Consider the following 25,108-nt stretch of genomic DNA (forward strand, 5'->3'; position numbering starts at 1 on the left):
GGCGATTCCACCGGTCCGAGGACTTCGAGGAGCAACGCGCATGGCCCTCCGCCTGCAGGCGATCACCCGTGACGAACACCTCGCGTTCGTCCGCTCGCGGCCCTCGGCCAGCCATATGCAGGTGCCGTCGTGGGGGGACGTGAAGCCGGACTGGCGTGCGGAGAGCCTCGGCTGGTTCGACGAGGACGGCCGCCTCCGGGGTGCCGGTCTCGTGCTGCTGCGCCCGCTGCCGAAGGTCAAGCGGTACCTCGCGTATCTGCCCGAGGGTCCCGTCATCGACTGGCACGACCCGGACCTCGCCGAACGCTGGCTCCGGCCGATGCTGGCGCATCTCAAGTCACACGGCGCGTTCACCGTGAAGATGGGCCCGCCCGTGGTCGCGCGCCGCTGGAGCGCGGACACGGTCAAGACGGCCATCGCCGATCCGGCGGCGCGGCGGCTGGGCGAGGTGACGGCGACCTCGTACGAGCCGGGTGCCGCCGAGATCGCCGAGCGGCTGCGGGGCATGGGCTGGCAGCGGACCGAGCCGGGCGGCGAGGACGGCTTCGCCGCCGGACAGCCGCGCTACGTCTTCCAGGTCCCGTTCGCCGGACGGTCCCTGGAGGAGATTCACAAGGGTCTCAACCAGCAGTGGCGGCGCAACATCAAGAAGGCCGACAAGGCCGGCGTCGAGGTGGTCCGGGGCGGCTACGACGACCTGCCCGCCTTCTACGAGCTCTACGCGGAGACGGCGCAGCGCGACCGTTTCATCCCGCGCCCGCTGCCCTACTTCCAGCGGATGTGGACCGCGCTGACCGCCGAGGACCCCGACCGCATGCGGCTCTATCTCGCCCGCCACGACGGCGACGTCCTCGCCGCGGCCACCATGATCACCGTCGGCAGCCACGTCTGGTACTCCTACGGCGCCTCCACCGGCCGCAAGCGCGAGGTCCAGCCCAACAACGCCGTCCAGTGGCGCATGATGACCGACGCCCACGCCCTGGGCGCCGCCGTCTACGACTTCCGCGGGATCACCGACACCCTCGACGAGACCGACCACCTCGTCGGCCTCCTGCGCTTCAAGGCGGGCGCGGGCGGCGAGGCCGCGGAGTACCTCGGAGAGTGGGACTTCCCGATCAACCGGGTGCTGCACAAGGCACTCGGCCTGTACATGGCCCGCCGCTGATCCGCTCGCAGGCGGCCGGGAGGCCGGGGACGGGCGTCGGCGCGAGGGCCGTTAGCCGTCCAGGTTCGCGTCGAGCCCCGTGGCCTTCCCGCGGCCCACCTGGGTGCGCACCGCCCCCATGCTCGCCGCGATGACCAGGGCGATGGCGAGGGACTCGGTGAGGGAGAGGGCCTGGTCCAGGACGAGGAAGCCGGCGACGGCGGCCACGGCCGGTTCCAGGCTCATCATGATGGCGAAGGTGGCGGCGGGCAGGCGGCGCAGGGCGAGAAGTTCCAGGGTGTACGGGAGGACCGAGGAGAGCATGGCCACCGCGGCACCCAGGGCGACCGTCGTCGGGACCAGGAGCCTCGAACCCGACTCGACGATCCCGAGGGGGAGGAACGCCACCGCCGCGACCACCATGGCCAGGGCGAGACCGTCGGCCTGGGGGAAGCGCCGGCCCGTCCGCGCGCTGAAGATGATGTACGCCGCCCACATGGCGCCCGCGCCCAGGGCGAAGGCGACACCCGCGGGGTCGAGGCTGCTGAAGCCCCCGCCGCCACCGAGCAGGAAGACGCCGACGAGGGCGAGGCCCGCCCACAGCAGGTTCACGGCGCGGCGGGAGGTGAGGACGGAGAGCGCGAGCGGGCCGAGCACTTCGAGCGTGACGGCCGTGCCGAGCGGGATGCGGGCGACCGACTGGTAGAAGAGGCCGTTCATCGCGGCCATCGTGAAGCCGAAGACGACCACCGTGCTCCAGTCGGCGCGCGAGTGCCCGCGGACCTTCGGACGGCAGACCAGCAGCAGCACGACCGCGGCGACCAGCAGTCGCAGCGTCACCACGCCGAGGGCGCCCACCCGGGGCATCAGGCTCACCGCGAGAGCCCCGCCGAACTGCACCGAGACGCCTCCGGCGAGCACCAGGCCGACCGGCCCGAGGGCACCACGTCGGCCGGGACCGCCCGCCGTGGGCGCGGGCGCGCCGGCCGCGGGCACGGGTGCCAGGGCGGGGGCGGCCGAGGCCGGGGAGGACGGGGCGGCGCTGGGGGTCTTCACGGGGCCTTCCAGGGGATCGAGGCGTTCGTTCATCATGCTGCACCTGCCGGTCCAGAGTAATGGACCCAGTCAGGCGTGTGAACTTGTTATGCAACTGTCCCAGAGAAACGGACGGAGCGCCCGGACGCCCTGCGCCGAACCCCGGACCCGGAGACGGTCTGAATTAATGCAAGCATGCTTGATTGTTTCTTCGGGCGCTGTCATGCTCCGTGCCACACACCGTCGTGTCCCGAGGGGAGCGCATCGTGTCCGACGCGTCGTCCGTGATCGCCGTGATCGACGACCTGCACCGGGAGAGTGAGGAACTCGACCGGCTGGTGGGGGAGTTGAGCGAGGAGCAGTGGGCGCTCGGTACGCCCGCCGCGGGCTGGACCGTCGCCCACCAGATCGCGCATCTCGCCTGGACCGACCGGTCGGCCCTGCTGGCCGTCACCGACGCCGGGGCCTTCGCGAAGGAGATCGAGAAGGCGCTCGCCTCACCCGACGGCTTCGTGGACGAGGGCGCGGAGACGGGCGCCGCCCAGCCGCCCGCCCTGCTGCTCGCCGGCTGGCGCGAAGGGCGGACCGCCCTGGAGACGGCCCTGCGCGCGGCACCCGCCGGAACCAGGTTCCCCTGGTACGGCCCGCCCATGTCGGTCGCCTCCATGGCCACCGGCCGTCTGATGGAGACCTGGGCCCATGGACAGGATGTGGCCGACGCGCTGGGTGTGGTGCGCGAACCCACCGACCGGCTGAGGCATGTGGTCCGCATCGGGGTGCGGGCCCGTGACTTCGCCTTCGCCGTGCACGGCCTCACCGCGCCCGCCGAGGAGTTCCGCGTGGAGCTGGACAGTCCCTCCGGCGAGGTGTGGGCCCACGGTCCGGCCGACGCCCCGCAGCGCGTCACCGGCCCCGCCCTCGACTTCTGCCTGCTGGTGACCCAGCGGGCCCACCGCGCCGACCTGGCCGTACGGGCGGAGGGCCCCGACGCCGACCGCTGGCTGGACATCGCCCAGTCCTTCGCCGGCCCGCCCGGCGCCGGGCGGGACCCCAAGGAGACCGGCCGGTGACCCCGGGAGCCGAGAAGCGCCCGCTGCGCATCGGTAACGCCTCCGGCTTCTACGGCGACCGCTTCGACGCGATGCGCGAGATGCTCACCGGCGGCCCGCTCGACGTCCTCACCGGCGACTACCTCGCCGAACTGACGATGCTCATCCTCGGCCGCGACCGGCTGAAGGACCCCGGACGCGGCTACGCCAAGACCTTTCTGCGCCAGTTGGAGGAGTGCCTCGGCCTCGCCCACGAGCGCGGCGTCCGCCTGGTCACCAACGCGGGCGGCCTGAACCCGGCCGGACTCGCCGACGCCGTGCGCGAGCTGGCCGGGCGTCTCGGCATCCCGGTCCGCGTGGCCCACGTCGAGGGCGACGACCTCACGCACCGGTACCCCGGCAGCCTCGCCGCCCACGCCTACCTGGGCGGAGCCGGCATCGCCGCCTGTCTGCGCGAGGGCGCGGACATCGTCGTCACCGGGCGTGTCACCGACGCGGCGCTGGTCACCGGCCCCGCCGTGGCCCACTTCGGCTGGGGGCCCGGTGACCACGACCGGCTCGCGGGCGCCGTCGTCGCCGGACACGTCCTGGAGTGCGGCACGCAGGCCACCGGCGGCAACTACGCCTTCTTCGCCGACCACGACCCCGCGCGGCTGCGCCACCCCGGCTTCCCGCTCGCCGAACTCCACGAGGACGGGTCGAGCGTCATCACCAAGCACGACGGCACCGGCGGCCTCGTCGACGTCGGCACGGTCACCGCGCAGCTCCTCTACGAGACGCAGGGCGCCCGGTACGCGGGACCCGACGTCACCGCCCGCCTCGACACGGCCCTGCTCACCCAGGAGGGCCCCGACCGGGTACGGATCGACGGCGTGCGCGGCGAGGCCCCGCCGCCCGCCCTCAAGGTCGGCCTCAACAAGCTCGGCGGCTTCCGCAACGAGGTCGTCTTCGTGCTGACCGGCCTCGACATCGAACGCAAGGCGGAGCTCGTACGGGCCCAGCTGGAGGCCGCCTTCGACACCGCCAAGTCCCGCCCGGCGGACGTCCGCTGGGACCTTGCCCGCACGGATCACCCCGACGCGCCCACCGAGGAGACCGCGAGCGCCCTGCTCCGCCTCGTCGTCCGCGACCGGGACCAGAGCGCGGTCGGCCGGGCGCTGAGCGGAGCCGCGGTGGAACTGGCGCTGGCGAGCTACCCCGGATTCCATGTGATGGCGCCACCTGGGCCGGGCGCGCCCTATGGGGTCTTCGAGGATGTGTACGTCCCCCATGGCGCCGTGGACCACATGGCGGTCCTCCATGACGGGCGCCGGATCGCAGTACCCCCGGCCCAGGACACGCTCGTACTGGAAACCCTCGAAGAACCGCCCCTGCCCGAACCGTTGCCCGCGGGGCCGACCCGGCGGGCGCCGCTCGGGCTGGTCGCCGGGGCGCGCAGCGGGGACAAGGGCGGGAACGCGAACGTCGGTGTCTGGGCGCGTACGGACGACGCCTGGCGGTGGCTGGCCCACCACCTGACGACGGACACGTTCCGGAGTCTGATTCCGGAGAGCCGCGATCTGACGGTCGTCCGGCACGTCCTGCCCAACCTGCGCGCCCTCAACTTCGTGGTCGAGGGCATCCTCGGCGAGGGCGTCGCCTCCCAGGCCCGTTTCGACCCCCAGGCCAAGGCCCTCGGCGAATGGCTCCGCTCCCGTCACCTGGATATCCCGGAGGCCCTGTTGTGACCGTGTTTTCCTCCGCGCTCGACATCAAGTCCCCCGAGTACGCGGCCCATCGCGAGACGATGCTCGGCAAGCTCGCGGACCTGGAGACCGAGCACGCCAAGGCACTGGCGGGCGGCGGCGAGAAGTACGTCGCCCGGCACCGCAAGCGCGGCAAGCTCCTGGCGCGTGAGCGGATCGAGCTGCTGCTCGACCCGGACACGCCCTTCCTGGAGCTGTCGCCGCTCGCCGCCTGGGGCAGCGACTACGCGGTGGGCGCCTCGCTCGTCACCGGCATCGGCGTGGTCGAGGGGGTCGAGTGCCTGATCACGGCGAACGACCCGACCGTGCGCGGCGGCGCGAGCAACCCCTGGAGCCTGAAGAAGGCGCTGCGGGCGAACGATATCGCGCTCGCGAACCGGCTGCCCTGCATCAGCCTGGTCGAGTCGGGCGGCGCGGACCTGCCGTCCCAGAAGGAGATCTTCATCCCCGGGGGCGCGATCTTCCGCGACCTCACCCGGCTGTCGGCGGCCGGCATCCCCACGGTGGCCGTGGTCTTCGGGAACTCGACGGCCGGCGGCGCCTACGTCCCCGGCATGTCCGACCACGTGATCATGGTCAAGGAGAAGGCGAAGGTCTTCCTCGGCGGGCCGCCGCTGGTGAAGATGGCCACGGGTGAGGAGAGCGACGACGAGTCGCTGGGCGGCGCGGAGATGCACGCGCGCGTGTCGGGCCTCGCGGACTACTTCGCCGTCGACGAGCGGGACGCGCTGCGCCAGGCCCGCCGGGTCGTCGCGCGGCTCAACCACCGCAAGGCGTACGGCGATCCGGCTCCGGCCGAGCCCCCCAAGTACGACGAGGACGAACTGCTGGGAATCGTCCCCGGCGATCTGAAGCACCCCTTCGACCCGCGCGAGGTGATCGCCCGGATCGTCGACGGCTCGGACTTCGACGAGTTCAAGCCGCTGTACGGGACGAGCCTGACCACCGGCTGGGCGAGTCTGCACGGCTATCCGGTCGGCATCCTCGCCAACGCGCAGGGCGTGCTGTTCAGCGCCGAGTCCCAGAAGGCCGCCCAGTTCATCCAGCTCGCCAACCAGCGCGACATCCCGCTGCTCTTCCTGCACAACACCACCGGCTACATGGTCGGCAAGGAGTACGAGCAGGGCGGCATCATCAAGCACGGCGCGATGATGATCAACGCGGTGAGCAACTCGCGGGTCCCGCATCTGTCGGTGCTGATGGGCGCCTCCTACGGAGCCGGCCACTACGGGATGTGCGGGCGCGCCTACGACCCGAGGTTCCTGTTCGCGTGGCCCAGCGCCAAGTCGGCCGTGATGGGCCCGCAGCAGCTCGCGGGCGTCCTGTCGATCGTCGCCCGGCAGTCGGCCGCCGCGAAGGGCCACCCGTACGACGACGAGGCCGACGCGGCGCTGCGCGCCATGGTGGAGCAGCAGATCGAGTCCGAGTCGCTGCCCATGTTCCTGTCCGGGCGGCTGTACGACGACGGGGTCATCGACCCGCGCGACACCCGCACCGTCCTCGGCCTGTGCCTGTCCGCGATCCACACGGCGCCCTTCGAGGGCGCGCGCGGTGGCTTCGGCGTCTTCCGGATGTGAGGGTTCCCGTGATTTCGAGTCTGCTGGTCGCCAACCGGGGCGAGATCGCCTGCCGGGTCTTCCGTACCTGCCGCGAGGCGGGGGTGCGCACCGTCGCCGTCCATTCGGACGCCGACGAGAACGCCCTGCACGCGCGGGTGGCGGACGCGGCGGTGCGGCTGCCGGGCGCGACGCCCGCCGAGACGTATCTGCGGGGCGATCTGATCGTGCGGGCCGCGCTCGACGCGGGCGCGGACGCCGTGCACCCGGGGTACGGGTTCCTGTCGGAGAACGCCGGGTTCGCGCGGGCGGTGATCGACGCGGGTCTTGTGTGGGTCGGTCCGTCGCCGGAGGCGATCGAGGCGATGGCCTCCAAGACCCGGGCGAAGAAGCTGATGGGGCTCGCGCCCCTGGAGCGGGTCACCGCCCAGGACCTGCCGGTGCTGGTCAAGGCCGCCGCGGGCGGCGGCGGGCGCGGGATGCGGATCGTCCGTGAACTGGACGATCTGGAGGCCGAGTTGGAGGCGGCCCGCGCGGAGGCGCTGAGTGCCTTCGGGGACGGGGAGGTGTTCGTCGAGCCGTACGTGGAGGGCGGCCGGCACGTCGAGGTGCAGATCCTGGCCGACGCGCACGGCACGGTCTGGCCGCTGGGCACCCGTGACTGCTCCCTCCAGCGCCGCCACCAGAAGGTGATCGAGGAGGCGCCCGCTCCCGGGCTCGGGGACGAACTCACGCACAGGCTCTACGAGTTGTCGGTGCGTGCCGCCCGCGCCGTGGACTATGTCGGCGCCGGAACGGTCGAGTTCCTGGTCGCCGACGGCACCGCGCACTTCCTGGAGATGAACACCCGCCTCCAGGTCGAACACCCTGTGACGGAAGCGGTGTTCGGGATCGATCTGGTAGCGCTGCAACTGCGGGTCGCGGAGGGCGGGCGGCTGGAGAGCGAGCCCCCGCCCGCACGCGGCCACGCGGTGGAGGCCCGGCTGTACGCGGAGGACCCGGCGGGCGCGTGGGCGCCGCAGACGGGCACCCTGCACCGGCTCGCCGTCCCGGACGGCGTCCGGCTGGACACCGGGTTCACCGACGGCGACTCCGTCTCCGTCCACTACGACCCGATGCTCGCGAAGGTCGTCGCGCACGCCGGCACCCGCGCGGAGGCCCTGCGGAAACTGGCCGGCGCCCTGGAGCGGGCCACGATCCACGGCCCGGTCACCAACCGGGATCTGCTCGTACGGTCCCTGCGCCACGAGGAGTTCACCGGGGCCCGCATGGACACGGGCTTCTACGACCGTCACCTCGCCGCGCTGACCGCGCCCGCCCCGGACCCGTACGCCCCACTGGCCGCCGCCCTGGCCGACGCGCACGGCCGGTCGCGGTTCGGCGGCTGGCGGAACCTGGCGTCGCAGCCGCAGACCAGGCGCTACCGGATGCACGGCGCCGAGCACGAGGCCGCCTACCGGCACACGCGCGAGGGGCTCACCGCCGACGGGGTGCGTGTGGTGCGCGCCGACGCGGGCCGTGTCGTCCTCGAAGTGGCCGGTGTGCGGCGGACGTTCGAGGTCACGCGGTACGCCGACGGCCAGGTCTTCGTGAACGCCACCGCGCTCACCGAGCTCCCCCGCTTCCCCGATCCGGCCGCGGACCGGGCTCCGGGTTCGCTGCTCGCGCCGATGCCCGGCACCGTGGTCCGGGTCGCCGAGGGCCTGGCCGAGGGGGCCGTCGTACGGGCCGGAGACCCCCTGCTGTGGCTGGAGGCGATGAAGATGGAGCACAGGATCTCCGCGCCGACGGCGGGGACGCTCACCGCCCTGCACGCCGTCGTCGGACAGCAGGTGGAGGTGGGCGCGCTGCTGGCCGTCGTGCGGGAGGAGACGCCGGGCGATACGTCGGGGGAGGTGCCGGGCGACGACGCCCGGTGAGAGCGCGCCCCGTCGTGGGGGCGCCGGGCCGCACCACCGCGCGGAGGTCCGTCGCGCGGGCGCGAACAGCTACGTACAGCCGCAGTTTCCGTACCGAACCTCCGTACCGAGGAGCCGTCATGAGCCCTGTCACAGAGACCGACGAACACAAGGCGCTCCGCTCCGCGGTCGCCGCTCTCGGCAAGCGTTACGGCCGCGAGTACATGACCAAGACCGTCGCCGAGGGCGGCCACCCAGACGAGCTGTGGTCCGAGGCGGGCAAGCTCGGCTACCTCGGGGTGAACCTCCCGGAGGAGTACGGCGGCGGAGGCGGCGGCATCGCGGAACTGTCCATCGTGCTGGAGGAGTTGGGCGCGGCGGGCTGCCCGCTGCTGATGCTCGTCGTCTCGCCCGCCATCTGCGGCACGGTCATCGCCCGCTTCGGCACCGAGGAGCAGAAGCGGCGGTGGCTGCCGGGTCTGTCGGACGGCACCCGCACCATGGCGTTCGGCATCACCGAGCCCGACGCCGGCTCCAACTCGCACCGGATCACCACCACGGCCCGCCGCGACGGCACCGACTGGGTCCTGACCGGCCGCAAGGTGTTCATCTCCGGCGTCGACATCGCCGACGCGACGCTCATCGTGGGCCGCACGGAGGACGCCCGCACCGGCAGCCTCAAGCCCTGCCTGTTCATCGTCCCGCGCGACACCGAGGGTTTCGGGCGGCGTCAGATCGACATGGAACTGGCCAGTGCCGAGAAGCAGTTCGAGCTCACCCTGGACGAGGTGCGGCTGCCGGCCGACGCGCTGGTCGGTGGGGGCCCCTCCCACGCTTTCGGCAGTGGGGGAGAGGACGCGGGACTGCTGCAACTGTTCGCCGGGCTCAACCCGGAGCGGGTCATGACGGCCGCGTTCGCCATCGGCATGGGTCGTTTCGCGCTCGCCAGGGCCGTCGAGTACGCGCGTGAGCGCACCGTCTGGAAGGCCCCGATCGGCGCCCACCAGGCCATCGCCCACCCGCTCGCGCAGGCCCACATCGAGCTCGAACTCGCCCGTCTGATGATGCAGAAGGCCGCGTTCCTGTACGACTCGGGGGACGACATCGCGGCGGGGGAGGCGGCCAACATGGCCAAGTACGCGGCAGGAGAGGCCTGCGTACGGGCCGTCGACCAGGCGGTCCACACCCTCGGGGGCAACGGCCTCACGCGGGAGTTCGGCCTCGCCTCCCTGATTACGGCGGCGCGTGTGTCTCGTATCGCACCGGTCAGCAGGGAGATGATTCTCAACTACGTCTCCCACCAGACCCTGGGCCTGCCCAAGTCGTACTGAGCGCTCTAGGAGAAACCGTGTTCCGCAGCGAGTACGCAGATGTACCGGCCGTCGAGGAACCGATCCACGACGCCGTCCTGGGCCGCGCCGCCGAGCGCGGCGAGACACCCGCGCTCGTCGACGGCGTCGACGGCACCACGCTCACCTACGGCCAACTCGACCAGTACCACCGGCGGCTGGCCGCCGCGTTCGCCGACGCGGGGCTGCGCAAGGGCGACGTGCTCGCCCTGCACAGCCCCAACACCATCGCGTTCCCGACGGTGTTCTACGGGGCCACGCGCGCGGGGGCGTCGGTCACGACCGTGCACCCGCTCGCCACGCCGGAGGAGTTCGCCAAACAGCTGAAGGACAGTTCGGCCCGCTGGATCGTGACGGTCTCGCCCCTGCTGGAGGCGGCCCGGCAGGCCGCCGAACTCGCGGGCGGCGTGCGGGAGATCTTCGTGTGCGACCCGGCGCCGGGGCACCGGTCGCTGGCCGAGCTGCTCGGCAGCACCGCGCCCGAACCGCAGGTCGACATCGACCCCGTTCACGATGTGGCGGCGCTCCCGTACTCCTCGGGCACCACGGGCGTCCCCAAGGGCGTGATGCTCACCCACCGCTCCATAGCCACCAACCTCGCCCAGCTCTCGCCGGCCATGCCGATGAACCCGGGCGACCGCATCCTCGCCGTGCTGCCGTTCTTCCACATCTACGGGCTGACCGCCCTGATGAACGCGCCCCTGCGGCAGGGCGCCACCGTCGTCGTGCTGCCCCGCTTCGACCTCGACACGTTCCTGGGCGCCATCCAGGAGCACCGCATCACCGGCCTGTACGTGGCGCCGCCGATCGTCCTGGCGCTCGCCAAGCACCCGGCGGTCGCGGAGTACGACCTGTCGTCCCTGGAGTACATCGTCTGCTCGGCCGCGCCCCTGGACGCCGCGCTGGCGGCGGCCTGTTCGGCCCGGCTGGGGCTGCCGCCGGTGGGCCAGGCGTACGGCATGACGGAGCTGTCGCCCGGCACGCACGTCGTCCCGCTGGACGCCGTGAACCCGCCCCCGGGAACGGTCGGCAAGCTCGTCGCGGGCACCGAGATGCGCATCGTCTCCCTCGACGACCCGGACAAGGACCTCGGAGTCGGAGAGGCCGGCGAGATCGTCGTCCGGGGCCCCCAGGTCATGAAGGGCTACCTGGGCCGCCCCGACGCGACCGCCGCGATGATCGACCCGGACGGCTGGCTGCACACCGGGGACGTCGGTCATGTGGACGCGGAAGGCTGGCTGTTCGTCGTGGACCGCGTCAAGGAGCTCATCAAGTACAAGGGCTTCCAGGTCGCCCCCGCCGAACTGGAGGCGCTGCTGCTCACCCACCCCGGCGTCGCCGACGCCGCCGTCATCGGCTCCTACAACGAGGACAACAACGAGGTCCCGCACGCCTTCGTGGTGCGCCAGCCCTCCGCCGCCGGCCTCTCCGAGGGAGAGGTGATGATGTACGTCGCCGAGCGCGTCGCCCCGTACAAGCGGGTCCGTCTCGTCACCTTCATCGACGCGATCCCGAGGGCGGTCTCCGGGAAGATCCTGCGCCGCGAACTGCGAGGGCTGTCATGACCGTCGTCCACGCGGCGCACGAGCGCGGCGTCACCACCCTCACCCTGGACTCGCCGGGCACCCGCAACGCCCTGTCGGCCGTTTTCGTCGGCGAGCTGGCCGACGCGCTCACCGGCTGCGGCAAGGACGGCGACATCCGCGCGGTCGTCCTGACCCACACCGGGAACACCTTCTGCGCGGGCGCCGACCTGCGCGACCCCCCGCCCCCGGACGCCTTCGTCGGCCTGCTGCGGGGGATCGTCGGGCTGCGCAAACCCGTCGTGGCCCGGGTGAGCGGACACGTCCGGGCGGGCGGCCTCGGCCTGCTCGGGGCCTGTGACATCGCGGTGGCCGGCCCGGAGGCGAGCTTCGCCTTCACCGAGGTACGCATCGGGGTCGCCCCCGCCGTGATCTCGCTCCCGCTGCTGCCCCGCGCCGACCCGCGCGCCCTCGCCCGCTACTACCTCACCGGCGAGCGCTTCGACGCCGCCGAGGCGGTCCGCACCGGGCTCCTGACGGCGGCCGGCGACGACGTGGACGCCGTCCTCGCGCCCGTTCTCGACGGGCTGCGCCGGGCGGCCCCGGAAGGTCTCGCCGAGACGAAGGCGCTGCTCACGGCTAAGGTGCTGGAGGCCTTCGACCGGGACGCGGCGGACCTGACCGCGCTCTCGGCCCGGCTGTTCTCCTCCGCGCAGGCCCGCGAGGGGATGACGGCCTTCCTCGAACGACGGGATCCCGCATGGGTGGTGTGAGCGCGACGGAACACGCGGCACGTCCTCCGCACGTCCCCAAACAGGACCGCAGCCGGGCCACCCGGCAGCGGCTCCTGGCCGCCGCCGTGGCCTGCCTCGCCGAACACGGCTGGGCGGGCTCCACCGTCTCCGTCGTCGCCGAGCGCGCCGGGGTGTCCCGGGGCGCCGCCCAGCACCACTTCCCCACCCGCGAGGACCTGTTCACGGCGGCGGTCGAGTACGTCGCCGAGGAACGCTCCACCGCCCTGCGCGCCCTCTTCCCCGACGGCCCCGCCGACCGGCGTGTGGTGGTCGCCGCCCTCGTCGGCCTCTACACCGGGCCGCTGTTCCGTGCCGCCCTCCACCTGTGGGTCGCGGCCTCCAACGAGGACCAGCTCAGGTCCCGGGTGACCGAGCTCGAAGCCCGCGTCGGCCGCGAGAGCCACCGCATCGCGGTGGACCTGCTGGGCGCGGACGAATCCCGGCCCGGGGTGCGCGAGACGGTGCAGGGCCTGCTCGACATGGCCCGCGGCCTCGGCCTCGCGAACCTGCTCACCGACGACGCGGCACGCCGCGAGCGGGTCGTGGCGCAGTGGGGGGCGATCGTGGAGGAGACCCTGGGCTGAACGGCAGCACAGGCTCCGCCCTCGCCCGCCGGTCAGGGGCTCAGACGTTCGACCCGCCAGCTTCCGTCGGGCTCGGCCGTGTAGCGGAGCCGGTCGTGGAGGCGGTTCTCGCGGCCCTGCCAGAACTCGACCGTCTGCGGGGCGATCCGGAAACCGCCCCAGTGCGGCGGCACCGGAACCCGCTCCCCCTCCGGGTAGCGAGCGCTCAACTCCGCGTACGAGACGTCCAGTTCGGTGCGCGAGGAGATGACCGTGGACTGCGTGCTCGCCCAGGCACCGAGCTGGGAGCCGTGCGGGCGGGTGCGGAAGTACGCGGCGGTCTCGTCCCGGCCGGTGCGCCGCGCCGTCCCGGTGACGATGACCTGCCGGGCCATCGGGTGCCACGGGAAGAGCAGCGAGATGTACGGGTTGCGGGCCAGCTCGCCGGCCTTGCGCGAGTCGTAGTTGGTGTAGAAGACGAAGCCCTGCTCGTCGTACTGCTTGAGCAGCACCGTGCGCGAGCTGGGCCGGCCCTCGGCGTCCGCCGTGGAGACGACCATCGCGTTCGGTTCGTGCACGAAACCGCGCACCGCGGCCTGCGCCGCCTGCTTGAACCAGCGGGAGAACTGCTCCATGGGGTGCGCGGCGAGATCACCCTCGTCGAGGCCCTCGGCGCGGTAGTGCGCCCGCATGGCGGCCGGGTCGGCGGCGATCTCCTCGTCCGCGGCCTCGGCGGCCTCGGCCGCGGCCTGGATGAGGGGCTCGCTCGTGGATTCGTCCGGGAAACGATCGTTCACGCGGTCATCCTGCCGTATCCGGGCCCGCTCCCGGGCGGGTGTGCTTCATCACGCAGTGGCACTCAGTGCCGCGTACTCTCCCCAAAGGTGGCACTCAGAGATATCGTGCTGGTGCCGTTCCGGTTGGAGGACCAGCCGTACGGGGCATCACCGGGGTGACCGCTTTCGGACCGCGAGTCGGCGGAGACAGTCCGAGGAGCATTCGGGAGTCTTCGTAGAACGACCGCGGGACCGGCCGGCGAAGCGCCCGACCGTCGACCGTCACCCCCGCAAGGGCAGGGGGTCACCCCTCCAGGAACACGGGGTCACCCCCACCCCGACAACACCATCCGTCGCACACATCACGAGGAGCCGCCTGATGTCCGACTTCGTACCCGGACTCGAAGGAGTCGTCGCGTTCGAGACGGAGATCGCCGAACCGGATAAGGAGGGCGGCGCTCTCCGGTACCGGGGCGTCGACATCGAGGACCTCGTCGGCCATGTCTCCTTCGGCAACGTCTGGGGACTCCTCGTCGACGGCGCCTTCAACCCCGGTCTGCCGCCCGCCGAGCCGTTCCCGATCCCCGTCCACTCCGGCGACATCCGTGTCGACGTGCAGTCCGCGCTCGCCATGCTCGCCCCCGTCTGGGGCCTCAAACCCCTCCTCGACATCGACGAGAAGCAGGCCCGCGAGGACCTCGCCCGCGCCGCCGTCATGGCCCTGTCGTACGTCGCCCAGTCCGCCCGCGGCCAGGGCATGCCGATGGTCCCGCAGAACGAGATCGACAAGGCCCACTCCGTCGTCGAACGGTTCATGATCCGCTGGCGCGGCGAGCCCGACCCCAAGCATGTCGCCGCCGTCGACGCCTACTGGACCTCGGCCGCCGAGCACGGCATGAACGCCTCCACCTTCACCGCGCGCGTGATCGCCTCGACGGGCGCTGACGTCGCCGCCGCGCTCTCCGGCGCCGTGGGAGCCATGTCGGGTCCGCTGCACGGCGGCGCCCCCTCCCGCGTCCTCGGCATGATCGAGGAGATCGAGCGCACCGGGGACGCCGACGCCTACGTCCGGCACGCCCTCGACAGGGGCGAGCGCCTGATGGGCTTCGGTCACCGCGTGTACCGCGCCGAGGACCCGCGCGCGCGGGTGCTGCGCCGCACCGCGCGCGAGCTCGGCGCCCCCCGCTACGAGATCGCCGAGGCCCTGGAGAAGGCCGCCCTCGCCGAGCTCCACGCCCGCCGCCCGGACCGCGTCCTCGCGACGAACGTCGAGTTCTGGGCGGCCATCGTCCTCGACTTCGCCGAGGTCCCGGCGCACATGTTCACCTCCATGTTCACGTGCGCCCGTACCGCGGGCTGGTCGGCGCACATCCTGGAGCAGAAGCGCACCGGCCGCCTGGTGCGCCCGTCCGCGCACTACGTGGGCCCCGGCACGCGGGGCCCGCAGGAGATCGAGGGATACGGGGACATCGCGCACTGACCCGCGCCCCGGCCCAGCGCGCTGACTCCGCGCGCCGGCCCCGCGTCCGCCGCCGGTCATCACGCGGGAGCGAGCAGCTCCGCGTGGTGGCGGGCGGCGACGAGCGGGTGCGCCCGCAGCTTGCCCTTCAGCTCGTTGAAGCCGTACTCGGCGAAGAGCGGATTCGACGGATCGTCGGTGGCCCCGGGCGCGGCCGAGGCGTGCGGGAAGGGCAGCGGCTCGATCCGCGCGTCGAGGCGCGGGTTGTAGAAGAACGGCACCGAGAACCGCTCGGTGGCCCCGGCCGGGCTCACCACCCGGTGGTTGGTCGCCACGAGATACCCGTTGGTGGCGACCTCCAGGAGCTCGCCCAGGTTGACCACGAAGGCGCCCGGCAGCGGCGGCACGTCGTGGAAGAGGCCGTCCTCGCGTTGCACCTGAAGGCCGCCGACCTGATCCTGGAGCAGCAGCGTCAGGAACCCGTAGTCCTTGTGCGCGCCCACGCCCTGGTCGGCGCCGTCGCCCGCGTTCCCCGGATACCGGACCAGCTTCAGATGCGGATGCGCCCGCTCGCCGAAGACCGGGTCGTAGAAGTCGGCGGGGCCCCCGACGGCGGTCAGCAGCTCACGCAGCAGCCGCTCGGCGACCGCGCTCAGCCGCTCGATCCAGGCCAGCGCCGCCGTCCGCAGCTCCGGCAGCGCCGCCGGCCACTGGTTCGGCCCCTGGAGCCACCAGTACGCGGGCTCACCGGGACCGGGTGTCCGCGCCGGCCGCTCGGCGCCTATGTCGAGCTGGTCCCGCCAGTCCCGGCTGCCGCCGGTCCGCTCGTCACCCGTCCGTGTGTACCCGCGGAAGTGCGGCGAGCCGATGTTGTCGAGGGCCAGCCGGTCGGCCTCGGGGAGCGTGAAGAACCGGTGCGTGGCCCGCAGCAGCGCGCCGGTCTCGGCCTCGCTCACCCCGTGCCCGATGAGCTGGAAGAACCCCACGTCGTGGGCGGCGCTGTGCAACTGCGCGTGCAGCAGCGCCCGTGCCTGGGGACCGCGGTCGGCCGCGGAGAGATCGATGATCGGGAGCTGCTGGTACGAGGAGGCGTACGAGGGGGTGCTCCGCCCGGTCGGGGCAGGCGTGGAAGACGTGTTCGTCGTCATGAGATGCGTCCGCGGGGTGTACGGGTGCCCGGGCGGGCCGCCAGGGGTGGGGCGGGGGCCACGGGTGCCAGGTGAAGAAAAACGGTGCGAGGGGGCTGGGTCAGGCTGAGCGCCGACAGCCCATGCTCGTGACGCGCACGAAATCCACGTGGCGGCGTCGGACGAGCATCGGAAGCATGGCCACAGCGTACTGCCGTCCCCGCGATCCGCCTGTGACCCGCGTCACTTCGGCTCGACTCCCGCGGCCTGGCCGGATTCCCGCCGGGCCGGATTCCCGCCGGGCCGGACGCTCGCCTGGCGGAACGCGGACGACCCGCGAGCTCGGGGCCCTCCGCCTGGCGGCGGCGGGGCCGGCCGGACGCACCGGCGAGCTCGCGGGTCGGGTGACTGCGTTGGATTGGGCCGGCTGCATGCACATCGCGCATGCTGGTCCGGCGCCGAACCGAGTCCGACAACGGGCCGCTAGCCCGCAGCCACCTCGTATGTCCGGGTTTCCGTCATGAGCCGAACCACCTCCTCTCCTACGTGGGAAGAACTCTAGGAAGACATCCCGGGAGCCTCAAGCGATTTATGGAGAGCGATTCGTGGAGCGCCATTTACGGAGAAGCCCTGCGCCGCGATGTGCGCTACGGGGGTCCTGGGGCGGGCGGGGCGGAAATCCGGCGTACAGCGATTTCTTCCCATCTTCGGGGAACGAGGTGTGGGCTGGGTCACGTTCGAGTTGAATGGTGACGAGTGAGTGAACTGTCGCGCCGTACACGCGGACGCAGCCTGCAGGGGGTCCAGGTGAGTGCTTCCCGGCGTAGTGGGACCACCGACGAGCTCGGGCCGGACGAGCCCGAGCGGGACGGCTCGGATCTGCTTGCCGCCCTGCTGGACGGCATGGACGCGGCTCTGTGCGCCTTCGACGCCGACGGGGTCCTCACCCACTGGAACCGTGAGGCCGAGCGCATTCTCGGTTGGACGGCCGCCGAGGCCGTGGGGCGGCGCGGATTCGCCGGCTGGGCCGTGCGGACCGCGGACGCCGAGGAGGTCGAGGCCCGGCTGATGTCCGCCATGGAGGCCCCCGGCCGCCAGGTGCACGAGTTCGCGCTCCTCACCAAGGACGGTGGCCGGGTGCTCGTCCGTACCCAGTCCGCCGCCGTCCGCGGCCCGGACGGCAAGCCCGCCGGGGTGTACTGCGCCTTCAGCGAGGTGCACACACAGATCGACCTGGAGCGGTCCATCGCCCTGAGCGAGGCGCTCTTCCAGGACGCCGGCTGGGGCGTGGTGCTCGTCGACGCCGACCTGCGGCCCGCCGTGGTCAACGCGCACGCCGCACAGGCCCTCGGGACAGGCCGCACCTCGGTTCTCGGCCGCCCCCTGGGAGAGCTGCTGTCCCAGGGCGTCGAGGAACTGGAGAGCGCCCTCACCCACGTCCTGTCCGAAGGCGCGCCGCCCGCCCCCGCGGAGATGTGGGTGAGCGTGCGCACGCCGGAGGGCGAGAAGCGGCGCTGCTGGCTCAGCGGCTTCCTGCGGCTCGCCTCGCCGCTCGCGGAGGAACCCGTACCGCTCGGTGTCGGCTGGCTCTTCCAGGACGTGACCGAGGCCAAGCAGACCGAGCAGGAGGCGGCGCTGCTGCGCTTCCGCGCCAACCAGCTGCATCGCGCCGCGCGGGCCGCCGCCGAGTGCGAGGACCCGGGCGAGGCGGCCACCGTCCACCTCGACTTCGCCCTCGCGGGCTTCGCCGACCACGCCCTGGTCGACCGGGTGGCCGGGGGACGGCTCGCCGACGGGGAGAGGCCCGTGCGGCTCGTCCGGACGGTCGCCACGCCCGCCGGGTCGCCCGGACCGAGCCTGATCACCGGGAAGGCCGGGCTGCCCCTGCGCTACGGGGAGGGGCACCCCGCGCTCCAGTGCGTGGAACGCGCCGGTTCGGTACGGGCCGACGCGGCCGCCGCCGACGCCGAGCAGGCGCGCGAGTGGGCGCTCGCCCGGCAGTGGCCGCGGGACTCCGTGCACGCCCTGTGCGCGGTGCTGCGCAGCCGCGGGCGGACGCTGGGAGTCGTGACGTTCCTGCGCACCGCGGGCCGCAACCGGTTCGAGCGCATGGACGCGATGTACGCCGAGGACGTGGCCGTACGGATCGCCACGGCCCTGGACCTGGAGGAACTGACGGGGAAGTGACGAGCTGACGGGGAAGTCCTGAGGACGCCTCCGAAGTTCCCGGGGCGCCGGTAGAAGATCGAGCCCCTCAGCGCCGGTAGAAGATCCGGTCCCCGTACTCCGTCATGACCCGGCCGTTCCAGTCGTGGCCGCCGTCGACGTTGCCCGAGCGGAGCAGGGGCGGCTCGATGCCGCGGTCCGCCAGGGCGCCGGCCGCGGTGGCCATCACGGCCTGGAGCAGGGCCGAGGTGACGACGGTCGAGGCGGGGGCGAAGGGCGCCTCGATGGAGTCCACGGTCAGTTCCGCGTCGCCGACCGGGATCCGCGAGTCGAGGACGAGATCGCAGTGGTCCTTCAGGTAGGTGCCCGACACGTGCCGGGACGTCGTCTCGGTGGCGTAGGCGACCGAGGTGACGCCGATGACCTTCACGCCCAGGGCGCGGGCGTTCATGGCCATCTCCACGGGGAGCGCGTTGCGGCCGGAGAGGGAGATGATCACCAGCAGATCGCCGGAACGCAGCGGGCTGGAGTCCAGGACCGCGCTCGCCAGACCGTCGACCCGCTCCAGGGCGGAGCCCAGCGTCGCGGGCATGACGTCGACGCCCACCACTCCCGGCACGGCGAGCAGGTTCATCAGGGCGAGGCCGCCCGCGCGGTAGACGATGTCCTGCGCGGCGAGCGAGGAGTGCCCGGCGCCGAAGGCGAAGAGCCGGCCGCCGTCGACGACGGTGTCGGCGATCAGGGTCCCGGCCGCCTCGATCTCCCCGGCGTCCTCGTCCCGTACCCGCCGCAGCAGGCCGATCGCGGCGTCGAAGAACTGCCCGGCCAGCTTGCTGTCGCTCATCGGCGAAGCCCCTTAGAAGTCACGTCGGCGTGGACGTCTCGTCGGCGTCGGAAAGGTGCGGGGCGGGTGGACGGCTGAACCGGGTGCCCCGGTGCGGACGTACTCCCGTCGTGTCGCGGATCACGTTGCGGTCTGGACCAGTGCCCTGTCAATACGGCCTCCGGGGGTGCCGCCGAGCACGGCGGCCGGGGCGCGCGTGGACCGGCCGGGTCCCGGGTCCGCGCGGATTCCAGGGCAATCGGCACCAAGCGGTTTCAACGGCGAGGCACGGTTGTCAGTGCTATGCGTCAGAATTGAGTTCAGGGCCAGCGCACACGCCGGTGGGCCATCGAGTCTCCGGCAGAGCTAATCGAGGGGCACGAATGTCCGGACTGATCGACACCACGGAGATGTATCTCCGCACCATCCTCGAACTGGAAGAGGAAGGCGTTGTCCCCATGCGCGCCCGGATCGCGGAGCGGCTCGACCAGAGTGGTCCGACGGTGAGCCAGACCGTGGCGAGGATGGAGCGCGACGGTCTGGTGGCGGTGGCGAGCGACCGGCATCTGGAGCTCACCGACGAGGGTCGCAGGCTCGCCACGCGCGTCATGCGCAAGCACCGCCTCGCCGAGTGTCTGCTCGTCGACGTGATCGGCCTGGAGTGGGAGCAGGTGCACGCGGAGGCCTGCCGCTGGGAGCACGTGATGAGCGAGGCGGTGGAGCGGCGCGTGCTGGAGCTGCTGCGCCACCCGACCGAGTCGCCGTACGGAAACCCGATCCCGGGCCTGGAGGAGCTGGGCGAGAAGGACGGCGCGGACCCGTTCCTGGACGAGGGCATGGTGTCGCTGGCCGAGCTGGACCCGGGTCTGGACGGCAAGACCGTGGTCGTACGGCGCATCGGTGAGCCGATCCAGACGGACGCGCAGCTCATGTACACGCTGCGGCGGGCGGGCGTACAGCCCGGCTCCGTGGTCAGCGTGACCGAGTCGGCCGGCGGGGTCCTCGTGGGCAGCGGCGGCGAGGCCGCGGAGCTGGAGGCCGACATTGCCTCCCATGTGTTCGTCGCCAAGCGCTGACACCGCCGGCGGGTGTGCCGGCAGCCACGCCGCCGGCATCCGCGCGCCCGGTACCGGTGCGTTCGGAATGCGCGCCTGCGGTGGCCGTGCTTCTGTTGGTCGTAGATCCGGTGGCCGTGCTTCCGGTAGCTGCGTTTTCGGCGCCGGTGCTTCCGGATTCCGAACCTCCGGAAGGCGCGCTTCCGGAACCCCGTTTTCTCCCACCCATGTTTCCGGTGCCCGCGAGGGGCAGCTCCCGGGCGCCGGCCGAGAGGTCGGCAGCCGCTGACCTCGACGTCGGCGTCCGGGCGCTCGCCGGACACCGTGGGGCGCACCCGGTCCGCCCTGCCTCAGGCGTGTCAACTGCTGTGACGGCAGAGGCAGTTGTGATGCTTTCGCGACCTGGCCGATACGAAGATTCAGTGTGCGGAATCGCAGCGCCCGGACCGTTTGCGTGCGAGGCTGTCGCGTGAGGCATATGACCTGAGGGCTCTTGACCGTGTCCGAGAGCGATGGTGCGCGGTCGGGGAGGGGGCGTAAGGATGTGCCGCAGACGTGGAGAGGGCCCCGGCGCCATCTGGCGCCGGGGCCTGTCCTCCCCTGTGCTGACCCGGAGCCCCGAGCTCCCAGGGTCATTCCCCTCGGACCGTTTTCCCCGAGCGGTCCGCCTCCCGCAGAAGATCTCCCCCCGGCGGCGGCGGTCAATCCTCGCGGGCGGTCACTCGAACGAGGGGTGTTGCGGGCAGAAAGGCCAGTTTCGAAATCCCATTCGATAACGTGGCGACGCGGCGGGAGTACATACAGGGACACCGGGCAGCACAGCAGGAGCAGTGCCAGGAAGCGGTACGAGTGGACCGGCCGGGACGAGCGGGAGCGAGCCGGTCCGAGCGAGCTAGGGGGGTGCCATTACCGATGGTGCGGCGCATCGACGTGACGGGAGCGGGCGGAGTTCGCCTCGCCGCCTGGGAGTTCGCCGATCCTCCCAAGAGCGACCAGCCGAGGGCCTCCGAGGCGCCCGGCGTGCTGTTACTGCACGGTCTCATGGGCCGCGCCTCGCACTGGGCGTCCACCGCCCGCTGGCTCTCCGAGCGGCACCGCGCCATCGCCCTCGACCAGCGAGGACACGGCCAGAGCGACAAGGCCCCGGAGGCCGAGTACACCCGTGAGGCCTACGTCGAGGACGCCGAAGCCGCCCTCGACCAGCTCGGTCTCGGACCGGCCGTCCTGGTCGGACACGCCATGGGCGCGCTGACCGGCTGGCAGCTCGCCGCCAAGCGCCCCGATCTCGTCCGCGCCCTGATCATCTGCGACATGCGGGCCTCGGCACTGGGTGCCGCCTCGCAGCGCGAGTGGGAGGACTGGTTCAAGGCCTGGCCCGTCCCCTTCGCCACGCTCGCCGACGTACGGAAGTGGTTCGGCGAGGACGACCCCTGGGTGGAGCGCCGCAACCCCTCACGCGGCGAGTTCTACGCCGAGGTGATGCACGAGTCCTCCGACGGCTGGCGCCCGGTCTTCGAACCGGAACAGATGCTCAAGTCCCGCCAGACCTGGGTGTACGACGCCCACTGGGAGGAGCTCGCCCAGGTCCAGTGCCCCGCTCTGGTCGTACGGGGCCTCGACGGCGAGCTCGGCCGGGCGGAGTCCCAGGAGATGGTCCGGGTCCTGCCGCGCGGCCAGTACGCGGAGGTCGCCGACGCCGGCCATCTCGTGCACTACGACCAGCCCGAGGCGTGGCGCGCCGCCATCGAGCCGTTCCTGGACGGCGTGCTCACCAGCTAGGACCTGTCCTGGAACCGGCGCGGCCGGGGCGCGTTCACCCCTTGCTGACCGCCGCCAGGATCTCCGGCAGCCGCTGGGCCGTCCGCGGTGCCGCCAGCCGGAGCCCGAGCAGCGTGATCAGTGCCCCGTAGACGGCCCCCACGGGCAGCAGCAGCCAGCTCCACCGGTCCCCCTCCGCGCTGACGTTCAGCCAGATCGTGAGGGCGATGACGGGGGCGGCGAGCAGGGCGGCCGAGACCATGCCGCCGAAGATGGCGATCCAGGCGAGGCCGGCCTGACCGGGGGCCACGTTCTTGTAGCCCTCCTGGGGGATGGAGTACGGGAACCGGGCCGAGGACCAGGCGCCGGTCGCCAGCATCGCGCCGAGCAGCGCGAAGGACAGACCGAGCACCTCGGGCAGCTTCCCCCACTCGTGGAGCAGCCCGGTCGTCAGCGCGGTCACGAGCGTCGCGTACGGCAGGGTGATCACCAGCAGGGCCAGCGCCCGCCCGCGCAGTTCGACGTACGCGTCGCGGGTCGAGGAGATCGTCAGCGCGACCATCCAGAACGCGGACGTGTCCTGCCCGAACTGGTTGTACATCTGGATCCCGAGCATCCCCGCGGCGAAGCACGCGAAGTAGACCGAGCCGGTGCCCTGGAGCGCGTTGAACACCGGCACGATCAGCCCGATGGCCAGCGAGGTCACCCACGCCGCCTTGGTCTTCGGATCGCGCCACACGTACCGCAGGCTGCGCTCCATGACCGTTCCGGTGCGCCCGGCCGGCAGCAGCCGCGCGATCCCCGACGAGCCGCGCTCCCGGCCGGCGGGCTCCGCGGCCTGGAGCGTGGACCCGTCGGGCGAGGTCATCAGCCGCGTGAGGTGACGGGACCAGAGCGCCAGCAGCCCCGCCAGGGCGGCCGCGCACAGCGCGAGCTGGACGATTCCGGCCCCGTACGATCCGCCGCTCACCGAGTCCACGGCGCCGATCGCCGACGCGGGCGGGATCCAGCGCAGGACGTCCGCGGCCGGGTCCAGCTTCGACAGGCCGCCCGCCGAACCGAGCCGCTGGGCGCCGAAGTTGACCACCTGCGCGCCGACCGCGACGACCAGTCCGCTGAGCACCGCCAGATCGCGGCCCTTGCGGCTGGACAGCAGCCGGATGTTGGCGGCCGCGACGGCCCGCGCGAGGGCCACACAGACCAGCAGGGCGAGCGCGAGGGCGACCACCGCCGTCGCGTACGCCGCCGCCCCGTGCGCGACGGAGACCACCGCACCGAGCAGCAGGCAGAACGTGAAGAGCGGTCCGACGCCGACCAGCGAGGCGGTCAGCAGCGCCCGGACGAGCGGCCGCGGCCGCAGGGGCAGCATCACCAGCCGCGTCGGATCGAGCGTCTCGTCGCCGCTGGGGAAGAACAGCGGCATCACGGCCCAGCCGAGCGCCAGGATCGCCACGAGCAGGACGCCGACGGCGGCGGCGTGCGGGTGGCCGCGCAGCGCGATCAGGCCGATCAGCTGGAGCGCGGCGAAGAGCAGCACGAGCACCGTGGACACGATGAACGCGGCCCGCCGCCCGGCCGACTGCCGCAGGCCGTTGCGCAGGAGCGACAGCTTCAGGCGTACGACGACGGGGGTGATCGACGCGGCGGAGACGCCGGCGGTGGCGCTCACCGGGGAGCCCCGCCGCCCAGCCAGTCCAGGTCGGCCGTGGCGCCGCGGCCGTGCGCGCCGACCAGTTCCAGGAAGGCCTGCTGGAGCGAGGGCGCGCCGCCGCGTACGTCAGCCAGCGGACCGTGCGCGCGGATGCGTCCGGCGGCCATGACGGCGACCCAGTCGCACAGCGACTCGACCAGCTCCATCACATGGGAGGAGAAGACGACGGTGGCGCCGGACGCGGTGTACCGCTCCAGGACACCGCGGATGGTCTGCGCGGAGACCGGGTCGACGCCCTCGAACGGCTCGTCGAGGAAGAGGACTTCGGGGTTGTGGAGGAGGGCGCAGGCCAGGCCGATCTTCTTGCGCATGCCGGTCGAGTAGTCGACGACGAGTTTGTGCTGCGCGCCCGCGAGGTCGAGGACGTCGAGGAGCTGGGCGGCCCGCTTGTCGACCTCGGCGCCGGGCAGACCCCGCAACCGGCCGGTGTACCCGAGCAGTTCGCGCCCGGAGAGCCGCTCGAAGAGCCGGAGCCCCTCGGGCAGCACGCCGATCCGCGCCTTCACCTCCACCGGGTCGCGCCACACGTCGTGACCGACGACCTCGACGGTGCCCTGATCGGGCCTGAGCAGGCCGGTCACCATCGACAGGGTGGTGGTCTTGCCGGCGCCGTTCGGCCCGACGAGCCCGATGAACCGCCCCGCGGGCAGCTCCAGATCGATCCCGGCCACGGCGACCTGCTCCCCGAACCGCTTCCAGAGCCCCCGCACACGTACGGCGGGCACGCCGCCGTCCTTCGCTCCCTCGCTCATACAGGCACCCTAAGGGCCTACGGCCGCCTGCCACCCGTCCCTACCCGTCTCTGCCGATCTCCACGGAGCCCCGCGGATCACTGGGGCCCTCGGCGGATCACTGCCGATCACTGCGGCCCCCACGAACCCCCGCGTACCTCTAGCGATCCCGTCCGCAGGCGTACGCCAGTGGCGAGACCAGCTCCTCCGCGTCCGGCAGCCAGCGGTTCGCGGGCGTCGGCCGGCGGGCCCACTGCACGGCACCCCGGGAGCCGAACCGGGTCGGCGGCGCGGCCACATAGGCCCCCTCGCCGAGCGCGACCAGGTCGAGCGAGGCGGGCGGCCAGCCCAGCGTCCGTAGGAGATCGGGGACTTTCGCCGCCGCGCCGGGAAGCACGAAGAAGTGCATGCGCCGGTCCGGTGTGCAGGTCACAGGACCGAGGGTGAGCTCCATCCGCTCCATGCGGGCGAGAGCCAGGAACCCGGCCGTCTCGGGCACGTCGATCGCGTCGAACGTACGTCCCGTGGGCAGCAGGATCGACGCCGTGGGCCGTATCGACCAGAGCCGGCGCGCGACGGTCGCGCTGCCCGTCGCCTGGGTCGCCCAGTCCTCGCGCGCCGGATGCGCGCCGGGGGCGGCACAGGCGGGTTCACCGCAGGAGCAGAGCTGCACCCCGCCGGCCGCTTCCAGCCAGGTGCCGGGGAACACGTCCCAGTGGCGTTCCTCGGCATAGCGCACGGCGGCTTCCTGCAGCGATTCGCCACGCTGCTCGGGGATGTGTGCGGACTCGGTGCCTGCGATGGTCTCTTCCACGTCGACCTCAACTCCCGCGTCCACCTCGGGTT

20 protein-coding genes are annotated in these 25,108 nt (G+C 72.5%); 13 read left to right on the forward strand and 7 right to left on the reverse strand.

Annotated features, from left to right (window positions below; translation table 11 throughout):
* The first annotated feature begins 40 nt into the window (after window positions 1-40).
* Window positions 41-1,165, forward strand: a complete 1,125-nt coding sequence (locus ACZ6KY_RS19620) for a lipid II:glycine glycyltransferase FemX (RefSeq protein ID WP_469311535.1) — start codon at window positions 41-43, stop codon at window positions 1,163-1,165.
* 51 nt (window positions 1,166-1,216) lie between these two features.
* Here ACZ6KY_RS19620 and ACZ6KY_RS19625 read toward each other — a convergent pair whose 3' ends face one another.
* Window positions 1,217-2,200, reverse strand: coding sequence for an EamA family transporter (locus ACZ6KY_RS19625; protein WP_469311677.1), 984 nt, complete (start codon window positions 2,198-2,200; stop codon window positions 1,217-1,219).
* A gap of 245 nt (window positions 2,201-2,445) precedes the next feature.
* Between ACZ6KY_RS19625 and ACZ6KY_RS19630 the strand changes: the two genes are divergently transcribed.
* The 8 genes from ACZ6KY_RS19630 (at window position 2,446) to ACZ6KY_RS19665 (ending at window position 12,677) form a co-directional block, all read left to right on the forward strand.
* Entirely contained in the window at window positions 2,446-3,249 is an 804-nt protein-coding gene (locus ACZ6KY_RS19630; protein ID WP_469311536.1) for a TIGR03084 family metal-binding protein, read from the forward strand.
* Window positions 3,246-4,955, forward strand: a complete 1,710-nt coding sequence (locus ACZ6KY_RS19635; RefSeq protein WP_469311537.1) for an acyclic terpene utilization AtuA family protein — start codon at window positions 3,246-3,248, stop codon at window positions 4,953-4,955. Before ACZ6KY_RS19630 ends, ACZ6KY_RS19635 begins: the two co-directional genes overlap by 4 nt.
* Window positions 4,952-6,550, forward strand: coding sequence for an acyl-CoA carboxylase subunit beta (locus ACZ6KY_RS19640; protein ID WP_328554891.1), 1,599 nt, complete (start codon window positions 4,952-4,954; stop codon window positions 6,548-6,550). The genes ACZ6KY_RS19635 and ACZ6KY_RS19640 overlap by 4 nt, the downstream gene beginning before the upstream one ends.
* Before the next feature lie 8 nt (window positions 6,551-6,558).
* Entirely contained in the window at window positions 6,559-8,448 is a 1,890-nt protein-coding gene (locus tag ACZ6KY_RS19645; RefSeq protein WP_469311538.1) for an acetyl/propionyl/methylcrotonyl-CoA carboxylase subunit alpha, read from the forward strand.
* A 119-nt stretch (window positions 8,449-8,567) separates the two neighbouring features.
* Complete coding sequence (locus tag ACZ6KY_RS19650; protein ID WP_469311539.1) at window positions 8,568-9,758, forward strand: acyl-CoA dehydrogenase family protein; 1,191 nt, start codon at window positions 8,568-8,570, stop codon at window positions 9,756-9,758.
* 17 nt (window positions 9,759-9,775) lie between these two features.
* On the forward strand, window positions 9,776-11,341 hold the full coding sequence (locus ACZ6KY_RS19655; protein WP_469311540.1) for a 4-coumarate--CoA ligase family protein: 1,566 nt from the start codon (window positions 9,776-9,778) through the stop codon (window positions 11,339-11,341).
* Window positions 11,338-12,072 carry an enoyl-CoA hydratase family protein gene (locus ACZ6KY_RS19660; protein ID WP_469311541.1) on the forward strand — a complete coding sequence of 245 codons (735 nt, stop codon included), beginning with the start codon at window positions 11,338-11,340 and terminating at the stop codon, window positions 12,070-12,072. Before ACZ6KY_RS19655 ends, ACZ6KY_RS19660 begins: the two co-directional genes overlap by 4 nt.
* Window positions 12,060-12,677 carry a TetR/AcrR family transcriptional regulator gene (locus tag ACZ6KY_RS19665; protein WP_328554896.1) on the forward strand — a complete coding sequence of 206 codons (618 nt, stop codon included), beginning with the start codon at window positions 12,060-12,062 and terminating at the stop codon, window positions 12,675-12,677. Before ACZ6KY_RS19660 ends, ACZ6KY_RS19665 begins: the two co-directional genes overlap by 13 nt.
* Before the next feature lie 32 nt (window positions 12,678-12,709).
* Here ACZ6KY_RS19665 and pdxH read toward each other — a convergent pair whose 3' ends face one another.
* Complete coding sequence (gene pdxH, locus ACZ6KY_RS19670) at window positions 12,710-13,348, reverse strand: pyridoxamine 5'-phosphate oxidase (RefSeq protein ID WP_469311678.1); 639 nt, start codon at window positions 13,346-13,348, stop codon at window positions 12,710-12,712.
* A gap of 463 nt (window positions 13,349-13,811) precedes the next feature.
* On the opposite strand from pdxH, the gene ACZ6KY_RS19675 reads away from it, so the two are divergent.
* Window positions 13,812-14,912, forward strand: a complete 1,101-nt coding sequence (locus tag ACZ6KY_RS19675; protein WP_469311542.1) for a citrate synthase 2 — start codon at window positions 13,812-13,814, stop codon at window positions 14,910-14,912.
* A 59-nt stretch (window positions 14,913-14,971) separates the two neighbouring features.
* On the opposite strand, the gene ACZ6KY_RS19680 is transcribed toward ACZ6KY_RS19675, so the two are convergent.
* Window positions 14,972-16,039, reverse strand: a complete 1,068-nt coding sequence (locus tag ACZ6KY_RS19680) for an isopenicillin N synthase family dioxygenase (RefSeq protein WP_469311543.1) — start codon at window positions 16,037-16,039, stop codon at window positions 14,972-14,974.
* 786 nt (window positions 16,040-16,825) lie between these two features.
* On the opposite strand from ACZ6KY_RS19680, the gene ACZ6KY_RS19685 reads away from it, so the two are divergent.
* The gene (locus ACZ6KY_RS19685; RefSeq protein WP_469311544.1) at window positions 16,826-18,205 is read left to right on the forward strand and encodes a PAS domain-containing protein; all 1,380 of its coding nucleotides are present in this window, start codon (window positions 16,826-16,828) and stop codon (window positions 18,203-18,205) included.
* Window positions 18,206-18,272: 67 nt separating this feature from the next.
* Here the strand turns inward: ACZ6KY_RS19685 and ACZ6KY_RS19690 are convergent, their stop codons facing one another.
* Complete coding sequence (locus ACZ6KY_RS19690) at window positions 18,273-19,028, reverse strand: SIS domain-containing protein (RefSeq protein ID WP_469311545.1); 756 nt, start codon at window positions 19,026-19,028, stop codon at window positions 18,273-18,275.
* A gap of 362 nt (window positions 19,029-19,390) precedes the next feature.
* On the opposite strand from ACZ6KY_RS19690, the gene ACZ6KY_RS19695 reads away from it, so the two are divergent.
* Window positions 19,391-20,083: a metal-dependent transcriptional regulator gene (locus ACZ6KY_RS19695; RefSeq protein ID WP_469311546.1), complete on the forward strand. Its 693-nt coding sequence runs from the start codon at window positions 19,391-19,393 to the stop codon at window positions 20,081-20,083.
* 891 nt (window positions 20,084-20,974) lie between these two features.
* A complete protein-coding gene (locus ACZ6KY_RS19700) occupies window positions 20,975-21,841 on the forward strand; it encodes an alpha/beta fold hydrolase (protein ID WP_469311547.1) in 867 nt (288 codons plus the stop codon).
* A gap of 34 nt (window positions 21,842-21,875) precedes the next feature.
* Here the strand turns inward: ACZ6KY_RS19700 and ACZ6KY_RS19705 are convergent, their stop codons facing one another.
* From ACZ6KY_RS19705 to ACZ6KY_RS19715, 3 genes are all read right to left on the reverse strand, one after another.
* On the reverse strand, window positions 21,876-23,489 hold the full coding sequence (locus ACZ6KY_RS19705; RefSeq protein WP_469311548.1) for a transporter: 1,614 nt from the start codon (window positions 23,487-23,489) through the stop codon (window positions 21,876-21,878).
* Complete coding sequence (locus ACZ6KY_RS19710; RefSeq protein ID WP_469311549.1) at window positions 23,486-24,283, reverse strand: ABC transporter ATP-binding protein; 798 nt, start codon at window positions 24,281-24,283, stop codon at window positions 23,486-23,488. The genes ACZ6KY_RS19705 and ACZ6KY_RS19710 overlap by 4 nt, the downstream gene beginning before the upstream one ends.
* A 139-nt stretch (window positions 24,284-24,422) precedes the next feature.
* Complete coding sequence (locus ACZ6KY_RS19715) at window positions 24,423-25,076, reverse strand: bifunctional DNA primase/polymerase (protein ID WP_469311550.1); 654 nt, start codon at window positions 25,074-25,076, stop codon at window positions 24,423-24,425.
* Window positions 25,077-25,108 lie beyond the last annotated feature (32 nt).

The organism is Streptomyces sp. NPDC042002 (assembly GCF_055588305.1).

Excerpts from the sequence above, each read along its gene's own strand:
- ACZ6KY_RS19620 (WP_469311535.1), top strand. The coding sequence starts at position 41 with ATGGCCCTCCGCCTGCAGGCGATCACCCGTGACGAACACCTCGCGTTC.
- ACZ6KY_RS19665 (WP_328554896.1), top strand. The coding sequence starts at position 12,060 with ATGGGTGGTGTGAGCGCGACGGAACACGCGGCACGTCCTCCGCACGTC.
- ACZ6KY_RS19695 (WP_469311546.1), top strand. The coding sequence starts at position 19,391 with ATGTCCGGACTGATCGACACCACGGAGATGTATCTCCGCACCATCCTC.
- ACZ6KY_RS19675 (WP_469311542.1), top strand. The coding sequence starts at position 13,812 with ATGTCCGACTTCGTACCCGGACTCGAAGGAGTCGTCGCGTTCGAGACG.
- pdxH (WP_469311678.1), bottom strand. The coding sequence starts at position 13,348 with ATGCGGGCGCACTACCGCGCCGAGGGCCTCGACGAGGGTGATCTCGCC.
- ACZ6KY_RS19650 (WP_469311539.1), top strand. The coding sequence starts at position 8,568 with ATGAGCCCTGTCACAGAGACCGACGAACACAAGGCGCTCCGCTCCGCG.
- ACZ6KY_RS19690 (WP_469311545.1), bottom strand. The coding sequence starts at position 19,028 with ATGAGCGACAGCAAGCTGGCCGGGCAGTTCTTCGACGCCGCGATCGGC.
- ACZ6KY_RS19680 (WP_469311543.1), bottom strand. The coding sequence starts at position 16,039 with ATGACGACGAACACGTCTTCCACGCCTGCCCCGACCGGGCGGAGCACC.
- ACZ6KY_RS19700 (WP_469311547.1), top strand. The coding sequence starts at position 20,975 with ATGGTGCGGCGCATCGACGTGACGGGAGCGGGCGGAGTTCGCCTCGCC.
- ACZ6KY_RS19710 (WP_469311549.1), bottom strand. The coding sequence starts at position 24,283 with ATGAGCGAGGGAGCGAAGGACGGCGGCGTGCCCGCCGTACGTGTGCGG.
- ACZ6KY_RS19660 (WP_469311541.1), top strand. The coding sequence starts at position 11,338 with ATGACCGTCGTCCACGCGGCGCACGAGCGCGGCGTCACCACCCTCACC.